This window comes from Brevundimonas sp. NPDC055812 (assembly GCF_053616535.1).
Genome location: NZ_JBSHDX010000005.1, coordinates 32,920 through 45,741, shown reverse-complemented (window position 1 = coordinate 45,741; position 12,822 = coordinate 32,920). Strand labels below are relative to the sequence as shown.

The following is a 12,822-nucleotide window of genomic DNA, read 5'->3' as shown; positions in this document are numbered from 1 at the left end:
GAGAAGAGTTCAATCCAGGATCGGGTCAACAAGGGTTTCCTTTGGAAGCGCCGCGGCCCGCTCCCTTGTGAAAGGCACGCCATGTCCTGCGGAATAGCCCTCGCTGTCGCCCTGATGCTGGCCGATCCCGCCGTCGCCGAAGCGGCGGCCCTGCCGCCGGTGGCGCCCGCCGCGCCGGTCTCGGTGGCCCAGGAGCCCCTGTTCGCCGATCTGGTCGCCCGGTCGGGCGCCCTGAAGTCGATCGTCGACGGCTGGATGGCCTCGGGCGAGGCGGACCGGGCCGGCTTCTTCACCGGCGCGGCCTATGCGGCGTTCAAGACCCAGGCGACGGATCTGGCCCAGCGCGACATGCAGGGGCATCTGATCCTCAAGGAACGCGGCACGGATAACGACCTGAAGTGCATCCTGCGCGGCATTTCTGAAGACATCCCGGTCAAGGTCGCGGCGGTGGAGACGGCGCCCGATGCGGCTGCACGCAAGCTGGCGCTCGACGAGCTGTCCTATCTGCTGAACGACAACGTCGAGGTCATCACCTCGCCCCCTCAGCCCGCGGCGTAGCCGCCGGCTGAGGCCTGATTCTGTTCTTGGGCCTGCCGCGCTTTGCGCGACTTGGGGCCCGATTAGGGGAGGTTGGTTTCCGCGAGGAATCCTCAGCCCTCCACGGTCTCGGGGTATTTGATGGCGCAGCCGTAGGGCGCGGCGTAGGCGGTCTGGACCGCGCGGCCGGCCTTGGCGTCGGCCAGGGCGGCGCGAACGAAGTTGTTGGCGCCGTCCAGATCTTCCACCTTGTTGGTCGGCCGATCGTCGATGCCGCCGACATAGATCAGCCGCCCCTCGGGGTCGATGATCCGCATGTCGGGCGTGGTCTTGGCGTCGTAGCGCTTGCCCACCTCGCCGGTCGGATCCAGCAACAGATGGGTGAAGGCGGCCTGGTGCTTGGCCTTCCAGGCTTGCGCTTCCTCCCCCTCGACGAAGCCCTGGGTTCCGGGCGACGAGGAGATGATGGTCAGCCAGACCACGCCGTCGGCGGTCGCCTCGCGCTGCAGGGCCTGCATGGCTCCGCTGTAGTGCTTCTTCACGAAGGGACAGCCTTCGTTGGTCCATTCCAGAACGACCGTCTTGCCGCGGAAGTCGGCCAGCGATCGCTGATGTCCCTCGGCGTCGACCAGGGTGAAGGCGGGGGCCGTTTCGCCGGGGGCTGGCGCTTCGATCGCCTCGGGGGCGACAGCGGCGGTCTCGGACCGCTCCGGCGATGCGGCGGGTTGCTGCTGGCAGGCGGCGAGCAGCAGAAGAGAGGCGGAGGCGGCGGTCAGCAGGCGGAACATGGCGGTCTCCTTGGGATGAAAAGTCAGCGGTCGGCGGCGTCCTTCAGGGCGTCGACGGCGACGCCCTCGGTCAGCAATTGCGGCAGGATGCGCGGCTCGGCCCGGCCCGGCGCATAAACGAGGTAGAGGGGCACGCCCGAGCGGCCGTGGCGTTGCAGCTCGGCGGTGATGGCGTCGTCGCGGCGCGTCCAGTCGCCGACCAGATAGACGGCGTTCGCCTGCTCCAGCGCCTCAGTCGTGCGGGTCGAGGACAGGGCGGCGCCCTCGTTGAGCTTGCAGGTCACGCACCAGTCGGCGGTGAAGTTGACCAGGACGGGCCGTCCCTCGGCCAGGGCGGCCTTCACCGCCTGTTCGGACCAGGGCTGGGAGGGCAGGCGGGTCGAGGCGCTGTCGCCGTCCGACGCGGCGGGCGCGGCCTTTCCGGCCAGGACGCCGAAGCCCAGGGCCGCGATCAGGGCCAGGAGGGCGGCGATCCCCGCAGCCCGCCCCTTGCCCGGCGCGGCGGCCTGGAAGCGGCCGTAGAGCCATAGCGCCAGGGCCAGCATCAGTCCGGCGCCGAACAGTAGAGCCAGGGCGTCGGCGGTCTGGCGGCCATAGACCCAGGCCAGCCACAGGGCGGCGCCGTACATGGGGAAGGCCAGCAGATTGCGCAGCGTCTCCATCCACGGGCCGGGCTTGGGCAAGCGGGCCAGCAGGCGCGGATTGAGGCTGATCAGCACATAGGGCAGGGCCAGGCCCAGCCCCAGCATCAGGAAGACCGACAGGGCCATGGGCCAGGGCATGAACAGGGCCGCGCCGAGCGCAAAGGCCATGAAGGGGGCGGTGCACGGCGCGGCGACGACCACGGCCAGCACGCCGGTGAAGAAGGCGCCCGCTGCGCCGGGCAGGCGCGCCAGCGGGCCGTGTCCGGCGCCTTGCAGGCCTGCGCCGACGTGGAAGACGCCCGACAGATTCAGCGCCACCGCCAGCATCAGCAGGGCCAGGGCGGCCACAACGCCCGGCGACTGCAGCTGGAAGCCCCATCCCAGGGCCTGACCGCCCGCCCGCAGGGCCAGCAGCGCCCCGGCCAGGACGAGGAAGGTCGCCAGCACCCCGGCCAGGAAGGCCAGACCGTCGCGGCGGGCTTCGACCGGTTCATGGGCGGCGCGGCTGAGCGAGGCGGCCTTCATCGCCAGTATGGGGAAGACGCAGGGCATCAGATTCAGGATCAGCCCGCCCAGCAGGGCGAACAACGCCGCCTTGCCGAAGTCGGCGAACCCGGTCGGCGCGGTCGCTGCGGCCTGAACGCCCTCGCCGTCGCCGATGGCGCCCTCGCCCGCGACGCCGGCCAGGGCCGCGCCGGGTTCGGCCGTGATCTCCCAGGCGCCCAGATCGGTCGACAGGACGCCGCCGATCGGCCCGTTCAGCCCGTTGGTCGTCAGGCCGCGCCCCGCGGGGACGCTGACGGTCAGGCCTTGCGGGCCGCGTTCGCCGGATTGGGCGGCCGCGTGGTCGATCACGCCGCCTTCGAACGGATAGAAATAGGCCCATTTCGGCGCGGCGCCGGTCAGCGGGCCGCCGACGGCCGTCAGGGTCAGCCTGCCGTCGACCAGGGCGGCGCGGGCCTCGATCCCGGCGGGGCGCGGGGCGTCGGCGACGACGTCCTGGATCGCCTGGCCGAAGCGGGCGTCCAGCGGCGCGGCGCCGTCGCGCACCGGCAGATCGAGCGCCAGGTCGAGGTCTTCGGGCACGCACATCTCGTCGCTGCAGACGTAGAAATGGGCGGTGACGCGCAGAGGCAGGCTCCGGCCGGGCTGGGCGTCGGCGGGAATCTTGATCGGCACGGGCAGGAAGACCGTGCCCGAATAGCCGTAGTTCATCAGGCTCTGCAGCCGCTGGCGCTCGGGCAGGGGCCACAGGATGTCGCCTGGCTTCAGGCCGGTCGGCAGGGCCCAGGTCAGGGTCGTCGGGCCGCCGGAATCGCCCTGGTTGCGCCAATAGGTGTGCCAGCCGGGCTCAATCTTCTGGCGGATGGCGACGACAGCGGTCGAGCCCGGGGTCGCCCAGGCTCCCATGGGGACGAGTTCGGCCTCGATCCTTTCGGTGCGCTGGGGACCAGGCGCGACGGCCTCCCCTCTGGCGGGCGCGGCGCCGGCGGCCAGGGCCTCGCGCAGGGCGGCCTCGGACGGGGACGGGGACGCGGACGCCGTCGCCGGCAGGGCGAGGACGAACCAGGTCAGGAGAAGAAGCAGGATGCGCAAGGGCGACGCCGGAAGCAGAACCAGGGGAAAGGCGCGACCTTAGACCCTCAGGCCCCGCCTAGCCACGCCCCGCGACGGCGGGCCGCAGCCGGCTGTCTGGCGGGGTCAGCGCGGGGCGGCGACCTCGATCAGCACCTCGGTGCGGCGACGCAGAGGGTCGTTGACGCCGCCGACGAGCGCGCCCTCGGCGCCGGCCGCTTCGATGTCGAACGCCGGGGCGGGCAGGCCGGCGCCCGCCAGCGCTTCGGCGACGGCGCGGGCCCGTTGTTCGGAAATGGTCAGGTTGGCGGCGGCCGTGCCGCTGCGGGCGTCGGCCAGGCCGGTGACCTTGACGTGCTTGATCTGGCAGCCCTGAAGCTGGGTCGCGGTCATGCCGATGGCCTGGCGGGCGGCGTCGGTCAGGGTGGCGCGGTCGGGCGTGAAATAGACTTCGAACCGCTTGTCGGCGCAGGCGGCCGGGTCGCTGACCAGGTCGCTGCGCTTCTTGTAGCCGCCGGTGGCGGCGCACCCGGCTACGGTCAGGCCGGCGGTCAGCAGAACGACAGCGGAAATGAGCTTCATGTCAGGCCCCTCGCGCGCGCCGTGCGGCTCGCGCGCCCTCCAGCAAAAAGGGCGACCCGCGCCATGCGGATCGCCCTTTCAGATTGTCCCGAAAACGCTTCGGGCGCCAGAGGCTAGACGCCGGGATCAGTAACGGCGTTGGCCGTTCTCCCAGTAGCACTCGGTCTGGCGGTTATCGTAGCAGTAGTAGTAGCGCCCCTGGTTGTCGCGGTAGCGCTGCTGGTTGTTGCGGTCCTGGTTCGAGCCGCGGATGGCGCCGGCCGCACCGCCCGCCAGGGCGCCGATGGCCGCGCCCGTGGCTGCGTTGCCGCCGCCGACGTTGTTGCCGATGATGGCGCCGGCCACGGCGCCCAGGCCCGCGCCGACGGCGCCTTGACGGACGGTTTCGTTCGAGCCGTAGCCGCCGCCGTAGTACGGGTCGCTGGCGCAGGCGGTCACCAGAAGTCCGGCGCCGGCGATGGCGATGATCGCCTTGTTCATGGTTCTGTCCTTCATCCCTTAGGGGGCACCCCTGAAGCTTCGATAACGCAGCCCGAAGAGGGCGGTTCCGAGGCAAAACGCTCGAAGCTTCACTTTAAATTCCAGCGCGTGGCCGCGAGCGCGGAACTGGCCGACCGCGCAGACGTTCGCCGCCCATGACAGCCGACACGCAAAACGACGCTCCGAATTTCCTGAACCTCCTGGACCCCGCCGCCGCCTCTCAGGATGAGACGCCGCGACCGTTGACGCAGGCGGTCCGACTGGAACGGGTCATCATCCTGGTCAATCCGCTGTCGGGCGGCGTGGGGGCGCAGGCGGCCGACGAGGCCGCCGCCCTTCTGGCCGTCTATCCGCTTCAGGCCGAAGTGGTCGTGCTGGAGGGGGCGCGGATCCCGGATCAGATCGGCGAGGCGCTGGAGGCGCGTCCGGACGTCCTGTTCATCCTGGCGGGCGACGGGACGGCGCGATCGGTGGCCGCCCGCGCCGGGTCCGACGGGCCGCTGATCGCACCCCTGCCCGGCGGCACCATGAACATGCTGCCCAAGGCGCTTTACGGCACGGGGGATTGGAAGAAGGCGCTGCGCCTCGCGCTGGAGGAGGGCGCCCCCCTGGCCGTGGCCGGCGGCGAGGTCGAGGGCGAGGCCTTCTACTGCGCGGCGATCCTGGGCTCGCCCGCCTTGTGGGCTCCGGCGCGCGAGGCCATCCGCGAAGGCAAGTTGAAGATGGCCTGGACCTACGCCCGCCGCGCGCTGAAGAAGGCCTTTTCCGGCCGGGTGCGCTATGCGCTGGACGGTAGCGAGCGGGAGAGGGCTGAGGCCCTGGTGCTGATCAGCCCGTTGATCTCCAAGGCGATGGACAAGTGCGACGGGCTGGAGGCGGCGGCCATGAACACCGCCGACGCGGCCCAGGCCTTCCGCCTGGCTGCGCACGCCCTGTTCGACGACTGGCGCCAGGATCCGACCGTCACCACCCGAGGCGCCCGCAGGATCGAGGTGGAGGCCCGGTCGCGCATTCCCGCCGTGATCGACGGCGAGCCGATGCTGCTGGGTCGCGAGGCGGCGGTGCGGTTTCTACCGCGCGCCTTCATGGCCCTGGCGCCCAAGCCTCCGGCCGGCGAGGACAGCGTCTAGTGGGTCTGGTCCTCCAGTTTTCGGACGTTCATTTCGGATGCGAGCATGAACATGCGGTGGCCGCCGCAGCCGACTACGCCCACGCCGCCGGGGCCGATCTGATCCTGATCACCGGCGACATCACCCAGAGAGGCTATCCGCGCGAATTTGCGGCGGCCGGCGACTGGATCCGCGGCCTTCCCGAGCCGGTCTTCGTCACCGTGGGCAATCATGACGTGCCCTATTGGGACGTGATGGCGCGGCTGTTCTGGCCGTGGCGGGCCTTCGAACAGGCGACCGGCCATCCGGCCCATGATCACGAGTTCCGCCACGACGCCCTGATGGTGCGGGGCGTCACGACGGCGCGCGGCTGGCAGGCCCGTCCCAACTGGTCCAAGGGCGTCATCGACCTGGATCAGACGCGCCGCGCGGCGGAGGCTCTGCGTCAGGCGCCCGACGGCGCGCTTCGCATACTGGCCTGCCACCATCCCCTGGTCGAGATGATCGGCGCGCCCATGACGGGCGAGGTCAAGCGCGGCGAGCGCGCGGCGCGCATCTTCGCTGAGGCGGGCGTCGACCTGGTCGTCACCGGTCATGTCCATGTGCCCTTCGCCCTGCCGATCGGGGTCGGAGACGAATGCTCCTATGCCGTCGGCTGCGGAACCCTGTCGCATCGCGAGCGGGGGGCGCCCCCAAGCTTCAACCGCATCGAATGGGACGCCGAGACGGTGACGGTGTCGGCCGTGGCCTGGGACGGACATCGGTTCGCCGATCACCAGACCTGGCGGCTGCCGCGTCGCCGCGCCTGAGGGTTTCAGACCATGAAAAAGGGCCGCGACGGCTTGGTCGCGGCCCTGATTTCAATGCGTCCGGCTCGGCTAGATGCGCGGCCCGCCGCGCCCTCTCAGGCCGCCCACCAGCAGGGAGACGACGAACAGGATGACGGCGATGATGGCGATGAATTTGGCTATCTCAAACGACATGCCCGAGATGCCGCCGAAGCCGAGAACGGCCGCGACCAAGGCTATGATAAAGAAAATGATGGCCCAGCGAAGCATAGGCGATACCCTCCGTAAGGTGTTGACAGGAGCGGGCTTTCGACCCCTCCCGTCGACAACGCCGCTTGCCTGAACCAACGCGTCGGAGACTTGGCCGTTCCTTTAGCGCCGACGGCGTCCTCTGCTTTTTTCAGTAAAGGCGGCCGCGACCATGGTGGCCAGGGCCGGATTGCGCAGGAAGATGAAGCCGCCGGCCAGAGCCGCTGCGGCGCCCAGGATCGGACGCTGCTGGAACAGGTGCAGGGCGCGGGCGCCCAGGCCTTCCGGCTCCTCGTCTTCTTCATCCTCATCGTCGCCGCGCGCGCGGCGCACGAAGACCAGGGCGACGACGGCCGCGATCAGGGCGAACAACAGGGCGGTCAGGGCGGCCGCGATCACGGGCGGCACGACCAGCAGCAGCAGGTAATAGACCGTCGCCCCCAGGGCGACCATGGCCACGAAGGCCGCGCCGGCGGCGACGAAGGTCGCCACCGCGCGGTTGATGAGCCCCCGCCCGAGCATCAGCGCCGACGCCCGGCCAGCAGCAGACCCAGGACGACGCCGACGCCGAGTGCAATGGCGGTCGACTGGATCGGGCGTTCCTGCACCCGCTCGACGACATAGCGCTGCGCCTCGTCGAATTTCTCGGCGGCGTCATCGTAATATTCACGGCCACGCACCTTGGCGGTGTCGTAATAGCCGCGCGCCTTCTCGCGCAGTTCGTCGCCCTGTTCGCGCAGGCGGGCTTCGGCCTCGGAGGCCTTTTCCTTCAGACGCTGGGTTTCCTCGCGGGCGCCGGCCTTGAGGTCCTCCTTCAGGGTCTTGAGGTCGTTCTTGATGTCTTCACGAGCCTTGGACGTGGCCATGATGCGCGCTCCGCTCCTTGTGTAAGCTTGACGATTAAATAGAGAAGCCCTGTCCGAAACGCCACACCGACGATCAAGGTTCCTGCAATGCAGCATGGGGCGCCGTGCGGCGAAAATCCGATCTGGCGCGCCGTTCACGGCGCTTCTAGAACAGCGTCATGACCCAATGGCTGTTCCCGCCCGCCCAGACGCCGTCCCTGTCGATCGACGGAGATTCTCGCCGTCTGCCTGTGCGCCGCATCCTGTGCGTGGGCCAGAATTACGCCGCCCATGCCCGGGAGATGGGCGCCGATCCCGACAAGCCCGCGCCCTTCTTCTTCGCCAAGCCGGCCGACGCCCTGGTCGTCGATGGGAGCGACCCGGCCTATCCCTCGGCGACGCAGAACCTGCATTACGAGGTCGAACTGGTCGTAGCCCTGGGCGCAGACGCCAGGCCGGTCGGCTGGGCCGTCGGCGTCGATCTGACGCGGCGCGATCTTCAGGCCGAGGCGAAGGCCAAGGGCCGGCCGTGGGAGGCTGGCAAGGCGTTCGATCAGTCCGCGCCCTGCGGCGCGCTCAGTCTGACGCCGCCCGCCGCCGGCGCCGCCATCGAGCTGAGCGTCAACGGGGACGTCCGCCAGTCGGGCCGCTTGTCGGACATGATCTGGGACGTCGACGGCGTCCTGTCCAAGGCGGCGGAGCTGTGGGCGCTCCAGCCCGGCGACCTGATCTTCACCGGCACGCCCGAGGGCGTCGGCCCGCTGAATCCCGGCGATCGGGTCGAGGCGGTCATCGCGGGCCTGCCGCCGCTCAGCTTCACGGTGCGCTCATGATCCTGCACGGCTACTGGCGCTCGGGCACCAGCTATCGCACCCGCATCGCCCTCAATCTGAAGGGGGTCGAGTATCGACAGGCGGCGCTGGACCTGCGCACGGGCGCCCAGAAATCCGGAGCCTACCTCCGGCTCAATTTGCAGGGCCTGGTCCCGGCGCTGGAGACGGACGACGGCGTGGTGCTGACCCAGAGCCCCGCCATTCTGGAGTGGCTGGAGGAGACCCGTCCCGAGCCGCCCCTGCTGCCGCGCGACGCGGCGGGCCGCGCCCAGGTGCGGGCCATGGCGGCGCTGATCGGCTGCGACATCCATCCGCTCAACAATCTGCGGGTGCTGAAGGCCGTGCGCGGTCTGGGCGCCGATCAGGCGGGCGTCGACGCCTGGGCCGGTCAATGGATCATCGACGGCTTCACGGCGCTGGAGGCTCTGGTCGTACGTCACGGCGAGGGCTGGTGCTTCGGCGCGACGCCGACCCTGGCGGACTGTTACCTGATGCCGCAGCTCTATTCGGCGCGGCGGTTCAACGTCGATCTGGCGGCCTTCCCGCGCCTGCTGGAGATCGAGGCGCGGGCAGAGGCTCACCCGGCCTTCATCGCCGCCGTGCCGGAAAACCAGCCGGATGCGGATTAAGCGTCTTCGTTCACCAACGACCTTGATTTCGGTCAATCTCCCTTAAGCTTTGACGGCGAAAGTGGCGGCGTGAGATTCGCCGTTCCGCCCTCTCCGGCCGACAAACTCGCCATCGCCCTGGTGGTCGAGCCTGATCGGTCCCGTCCGCTGCCGCCCGGCCAGCGGGAGGAGGCGACGCGTCACCTGCTGCAGACTGCGGGCGACGCCGGGGTCGGTCTGGTCGCCACCCGGCCTGAGGGCGACGTCGAGCGGATGCTGGGTCAGGCCTGGCCCTTCCCTTCGCCCTTCCGGGTCACCGTCCGCACCGTGCCCCTGGCCGACGGTCTGGACCGGGTCGAGGCGCGCGCCCGCCGCTCGCTGGAGCGCATGGGCCTGCCGCGCGGCGACGCCGTCCTGGTGCAGAACGCCGCCGATCTGGCGGGCGCCGAGGGCCGCGCCCTGTGGGATCGCCTCCAGGCGCTGAAGGATCGCGGGATTTTCCGCAAGGTCGGCTTCATCGCCACGGTCGAGGACGGCCCCGGCCTGCTGGCCCGCCGGTTCCAGCCGGACGTGGTGCAGCTGACCTGCAACATCCTGGATCAGCGCGCGGCGCGCGCGGGCGTCATCGCCGATCTGGCGAGCGAGGGCGTCGAGGTTCATCTGGCCTCGGTCTTCGCCCAGGGGCTGCTGTTCGCCAACCGCGACAGCCTGCCGCCCGAACTGGCGGCTCACGGCATGGCCCTGTCGCGCACGCGTCGCCGTCTGGCCGAGGCGCGCGTCGATCCGATGCAGGCGGCCCTGGCCTACGCCCTGACCCTGCCGGGCGTCGCTTCGGTCATCGCCAGCGTGGCTTCGTCGGCCGAACTGCGCGCCATCATCGCCGCCTCCCACGCCCCGCGCCCCGACATCGACTGGGACGCCTTGGCGCTGGACGAGACGCCCGCCGCCCTGGCCTCGCGCCCGCGTCTGCGGCTGGTCAGCGCGGCCTGATCCACAAAGCTGTCCACAGGTCGCCTTTCGCCTGTGCATGAGGAACGCCGCCCGCGCTTGAGGCCGCCGCCCCGATCCGCCACCCTGCGGGCCAGATGAACGCGCCGCTTTCCCACCCGCCCAAAACCGACCTCAAGCCGGACGCCGGAACCACGCCGGTCATGGCCCAGTATCTGTCGGTCAAGGCCGGCCAGCCGGACGCCATGCTGTTCTTCCGCATGGGCGACTTCTACGAGCTGTTCTTCGAGGACGCCCAGAAGGCGGCGGCGGCGCTGGGCATCGCCCTGACCAAACGGGGCAAGCATCAGGGCGAGGACATCCCCATGGCCGGGGTGCCGGTCCACGCCATGGACGGCTATCTGGCGCGGCTGATCCGCCAGGGCTTCAAGGTCGCCGTCTGCGAACAGCTGGAAGACCCGGCAGAGGCCAAGAAGCGCGGCTCCAAGGCCGTGGTCCACCGCGACATCGTGCGGGTGGTGACGCCCGGCACCCTGACCGAGGACACGCTGCTGGACGCGCGCGGCGCCAACCGGCTGGCGGCCGTGGCGATCCGTAAAGGAAGGGCCGCCGTGGCGGTGGTCGAGCTGTCGGCGGGCGTGGTGGATTCGGTCGCCTGCGACCTGTCTGATCTGGGCGCGGCGCTGGCGGCGTTCCGTCCGTCCGAAGTGCTGGTCCCCGACCGCCTGTTCTCCGACGAGACGATGAAGGGCGCGCTGGACGGCTCGGGCGGCGTGGTTCAGGCCATGCCCCAGGCCCTGGCCGAGCCGGTCGGAGCGAAGGATCGGGTCCAGCGGCTTTACGGCGTCTCGGCGCTGGACGGCTTCGGCGCCTTTGAAGAGGCTGAGATTTCCGCTCTGGGCCTGATCGCCGCCTATCTGGAGACGACGCAGGCGGGCAAGATCCCCGCCCTGACGCCGCCGCGCCGTTCGGGCGAGAGCGGCTTTCTGGCCATCGACCCGGCGACGCGTCTGAGCCTCGAAATCGACCGCACCCAGCGGGGCGAGCGCGACGGCTCCCTGCTGCACGCCATCGACCGCACCGTGACCTCGGGCGGGGCGCGGGCGCTGGCCGAGCGCATATCGCGGCCCTTGCGCGATCCGGCTGCGATCAACGCCGGACTGGATGCGGTCGAGTGGCTGCTGGAGCGGCGTGATCTGCGACGGAACTTGCGGGACGCCTTGCGCGCCTCGGCCGATGTGGCGCGGGCGACCTCGCGTCTGGCGCTGGGGCGCGGCGGGCCGCGCGATCTGGCGGCGATCCGCTCGGGCTTGAAGACGGCAGAGGGGCTGAGCGCCCTGTTCGCCGCCTCGGCCAATGATCCGCTGGCCGGGCCGCCCGCGCGGGTGAGCGCCTGTCTGGACCAGCTGGCGCTTGAGGGCGACCTGTCGCATCTGCTGGCCGAACTGACCGACGGTCTGATGGACGAGCCGCCGCATCTGGCGCGCGACGGCGGCTATGTGAACCCCGGCCACCGGCCCGAACTGGACGCCGCCCGTACTCTGCGCGACGACAGCCGCAAGGTCATCGCCGAACTGGAAGCCAAGGCGGTCGCCGATAGCGGCGTCGCCTTCAAGGTGCGCCACAACGCCGTCCTCGGCTACTTCCTTGAAGCCAGCGCCAAGGCGGCCGAGCCCCTGCTGCGGGCGGGACCGGACAGCCCCTTCATCCACCGCCAGACCCTGGCCAATCAGGTGCGGTTCACCACCGTCGAGCTGTCGGAGCTGGACGCGAAAATCAGCCAGGCCGGGCACCGCGCTCTCGCTATCGAGGCCGAGACCTTCGAGGGCTGGCGCCGCGAGACAGCGCGTCTGGCCGGGCCGTTGCAGGGCGTGGCCGAGGCGCTTGCCGAACTGGATGCTCACGCCGCCTTGGCCGAATGGGCCGAAGAGGTCGGGGCCGTGCGCCCCAGCGTCGATGATTCCTTGAGTTTCGCCGTCGAGGCGGGCCGCCACCCGGTGGTCGAGGCGGCGGTGAAGGCGCAGGGCCTACCTTATACCCCCAACAACTGCCAACTGGCGGGCGACGGCGTCGGGGCCTCGCGCTTGTCGATCGTCACCGGCCCGAACATGGCGGGTAAGTCGACCTTCCTGCGCCAGAACGCGCTTCTGGTGGTGCTGGCGCAGGCCGGGGCCTTCGTCCCGGCGCGGTCGATGCGGCTGGGGGTGGTCGACCGTCTGTTCAGTCGCGTCGGCGCGGGCGACGATCTGGCGCGCGGCCGCTCCACCTTCATGATGGAGATGGTCGAGACGGCCGCCATCCTGACCCAGGCGACCGGGCGCAGCTTCGTCGTTCTGGACGAGATCGGGCGCGGCACCGCCACCTATGACGGCCTGGCCATCGCCTGGGCCACGGCCGAGGCCCTGCACGAAACCAACCGCGCCCGGACCCTGTTCGCCACCCACTATCATGAGCTGGCCCAGCTCGAGGAACGGCTCGACCACGTCTGCAACCTGTCGATGAAGGCGCGCGAGTGGAACGGCGAACTGGTCTTCCTGCACGAGGCGGCGCCCGGCGCGGCGGATCGGTCCTACGGCGTGCAGGTGGCGCGTCTGGCCGGAGTGCCGACGGCGGTCGTCGGCCGCGCCCGCGAGGTGCTGGAGCGGCTGGAGAATGAGAAGGCGGCGACTGCGCGTCTGGACGACCTGCCGCTGTTCGCGGCGGCCGAACCGCCCCCGCCGCCGATGAAGTCCATGCTGGACGAAGCCGTCGCCGCCATCGATCCCGACGACCTGACCCCGCGCGAGGCGCTGGAGGCGCTGTATAGGCTGAAGGGTTTGGCGAAGGGCTAAAGACG

Annotated in this window: 14 protein-coding genes; 7 read left to right on the top strand and 7 right to left on the bottom strand. The window is 70.5% G+C overall.

All coding sequences use genetic code 11. From position 1 onward, the window contains the following. Positions 1–81: 81 nt before the first annotated feature. Positions 82–558 (top strand): hypothetical protein, encoded by a 477-nt coding sequence (locus ACWGL1_RS09730; protein ID WP_338577403.1) that lies wholly within the window; start codon positions 82–84, stop codon positions 556–558. Positions 559–650: 92 nt separating this feature from the next. On the opposite strand, the gene ACWGL1_RS09725 is transcribed toward ACWGL1_RS09730, so the two are convergent. The 4 genes from ACWGL1_RS09725 to ACWGL1_RS09710 form a co-directional block, all read right to left on the bottom strand. After that, a complete protein-coding gene (locus ACWGL1_RS09725) occupies positions 651–1,325 on the bottom strand; it encodes a thioredoxin family protein (RefSeq protein ID WP_312220043.1) in 675 nt (224 codons plus the stop codon). Positions 1,326–1,348: 23 nt separating this feature from the next. Then, positions 1,349–3,565, bottom strand: a complete 2,217-nt coding sequence (locus ACWGL1_RS09720) for a protein-disulfide reductase DsbD family protein (protein ID WP_452111876.1) — start codon at positions 3,563–3,565, stop codon at positions 1,349–1,351. A 105-nt stretch (positions 3,566–3,670) separates the two neighbouring features. Then, positions 3,671–4,126, bottom strand: a complete 456-nt coding sequence (locus tag ACWGL1_RS09715; RefSeq protein WP_291780673.1) for an OmpA family protein — start codon at positions 4,124–4,126, stop codon at positions 3,671–3,673. Positions 4,127–4,252: 126 nt separating this feature from the next. Next, on the bottom strand, positions 4,253–4,606 hold the full coding sequence (locus ACWGL1_RS09710) for a YMGG-like glycine zipper-containing protein (protein WP_338577398.1): 354 nt from the start codon (positions 4,604–4,606) through the stop codon (positions 4,253–4,255). A gap of 155 nt (positions 4,607–4,761) precedes the next feature. Between ACWGL1_RS09710 and ACWGL1_RS09705 the strand changes: the two genes are divergently transcribed. Continuing rightward, positions 4,762–5,736, top strand: coding sequence for a diacylglycerol/lipid kinase family protein (locus ACWGL1_RS09705; RefSeq protein ID WP_452111875.1), 975 nt, complete (start codon positions 4,762–4,764; stop codon positions 5,734–5,736). Beyond that, entirely contained in the window at positions 5,736–6,524 is a 789-nt protein-coding gene (locus tag ACWGL1_RS09700; RefSeq protein WP_291780682.1) for a metallophosphoesterase family protein, read from the top strand. Before ACWGL1_RS09705 ends, ACWGL1_RS09700 begins: the two co-directional genes overlap by 1 nt. 69 nt (positions 6,525–6,593) lie before the next feature. On the opposite strand, the gene ACWGL1_RS09695 is transcribed toward ACWGL1_RS09700, so the two are convergent. The 3 genes from ACWGL1_RS09695 to ACWGL1_RS09685 all read right to left on the bottom strand — a co-directional run bounded on the left by ACWGL1_RS09695 (position 6,594) and on the right by ACWGL1_RS09685 (position 7,618). Further along, positions 6,594–6,773, bottom strand: a complete 180-nt coding sequence (locus ACWGL1_RS09695; RefSeq protein WP_003166483.1) for a DUF1328 domain-containing protein — start codon at positions 6,771–6,773, stop codon at positions 6,594–6,596. Positions 6,774–6,875: 102 nt separating this feature from the next. Then, positions 6,876–7,274: a hypothetical protein gene (locus tag ACWGL1_RS09690; RefSeq protein WP_291780686.1), complete on the bottom strand. Its 399-nt coding sequence runs from the start codon at positions 7,272–7,274 to the stop codon at positions 6,876–6,878. Further along, positions 7,274–7,618, bottom strand: a complete 345-nt coding sequence (locus ACWGL1_RS09685; RefSeq protein WP_291780689.1) for a glycine zipper domain-containing protein — start codon at positions 7,616–7,618, stop codon at positions 7,274–7,276. The genes ACWGL1_RS09690 and ACWGL1_RS09685 overlap by 1 nt, the downstream gene beginning before the upstream one ends. Before the next feature lie 158 nt (positions 7,619–7,776). On the opposite strand from ACWGL1_RS09685, the gene ACWGL1_RS09680 reads away from it, so the two are divergent. The 4 genes from ACWGL1_RS09680 (at position 7,777) to mutS (ending at position 12,817) form a co-directional block, all read left to right on the top strand. Further along, complete coding sequence (locus tag ACWGL1_RS09680) at positions 7,777–8,430, top strand: fumarylacetoacetate hydrolase family protein (RefSeq protein ID WP_338577385.1); 654 nt, start codon at positions 7,777–7,779, stop codon at positions 8,428–8,430. Further along, positions 8,427–9,059: a maleylacetoacetate isomerase gene (gene maiA, locus ACWGL1_RS09675; RefSeq protein ID WP_338577384.1), complete on the top strand. Its 633-nt coding sequence runs from the start codon at positions 8,427–8,429 to the stop codon at positions 9,057–9,059. The genes ACWGL1_RS09680 and maiA overlap by 4 nt, the downstream gene beginning before the upstream one ends. A 69-nt stretch (positions 9,060–9,128) precedes the next feature. Continuing rightward, positions 9,129–10,028 carry an aldo/keto reductase gene (locus ACWGL1_RS09670; protein ID WP_338577382.1) on the top strand — a complete coding sequence of 300 codons (900 nt, stop codon included), beginning with the start codon at positions 9,129–9,131 and terminating at the stop codon, positions 10,026–10,028. 95 nt (positions 10,029–10,123) lie between these two features. Continuing rightward, entirely contained in the window at positions 10,124–12,817 is a 2,694-nt protein-coding gene (mutS, locus tag ACWGL1_RS09665; protein ID WP_452111874.1) for a DNA mismatch repair protein MutS, read from the top strand. Positions 12,818–12,822 lie beyond the last annotated feature (5 nt).